This is a genomic window from Pseudomonas sp. 5.2, assembly GCF_059025405.1.
In genome coordinates, this window is record NZ_JBYBHH010000048.1 from 1 (window position 1) to 1,067 (window position 1,067).

Sequence of the window (1,067 nt, forward strand, 5' to 3'; positions counted from 1 at the left end):
CCGTCAGCGCCAACGGCACCGTTGTCACCGGCCGTGCCGAACCGGGTAGCACCGTCCGTATTCTCGCCGCCGATGGCACCGAGCTGGGCAGCGCTCTGGTCGGCCCGACTGGCGTATTCAGCATCAACCTCGACCCGCCTCAGATCGATGGCGAAGTACTGCAAGCCACCGCAACTGACGCTGCTGGCAACACCTCGGTTGCCAGCTCCGTCACCGCACCGGATATCGACGGCGGCGATACCACACCGCCTGACGCGCCTGTTGATTTGGTGATCGGTCTCGCTGGCCACCAACTGACTGGCCGAGGCGAAGCGGGCACTACGGTTCAGGTGCGTGATGCCGACGGCAATGTCCTGGCCACTGGCACCGTAGGCGCGGACGGTAGTTTTGTAATCGCCCTTGATCCTGCCGTGATCGACGGCAGCATCCTGCAAGTGACCTTGACCGATGCCGCGGGCAACGTTTCGCAGCCAGGTTTGGTCACCTCGCAAGACCTGCTGCCACCTGCGCAGCCGACTGACCTGGCCCTGGCCGATGGCGTGACCCTCACGGGTCGCGGCGAGCCTGGCGCCACCGTGCAAGTCCGCGACGCTGCGGGCACTGTGATTGGCACCGGGCTGGTGGGCGCAGATGGCAGCTTCAGCCTGACCCTTTCACCCGCTCAAGCGAACGGCGAAGCGCTGGACATCCGTCTGGTGGATGCCGCTGGCAACAGCTCTGCACCATTGCAATTCGACGCACCGGACATTACTCCGCCTGATGCCGTCAGCAACATCGTTGTCGGCGCTGGTGGGCTGGTCCTCAGCGGTCGCGGCGAAGCCGGGGCCACTGTGCAAGTGCGTGATGCCAACGGCAATGTAATTGGCACAGGCACTGTATTGGCCAATGGCACCTTCCTGATCGACCTCGATCCAGCTGCGCAACCGGGCGAACACCTGAGTCTTGTGCAGACCGACGCAAGTGGCAACACTTCCGTTGCCCTTGAATACGATGTACCTCAGACCACCGCTCCCGCCAGCCCGAGCGATCTGGCCATCGACGCCGATGGCACCACCCTCACCGGTACC

General features: G+C 64.2%; 1 protein-coding gene. It reads left to right on the top strand.

Annotated elements, in window-relative coordinates; all coding sequences use genetic code 11:
• Positions 1 to 1,067 (top strand): Ig-like domain-containing protein (locus AC5PZ0_RS28225; RefSeq protein WP_493856205.1); only part of this gene is annotated, 1,067 nt, incomplete at both ends.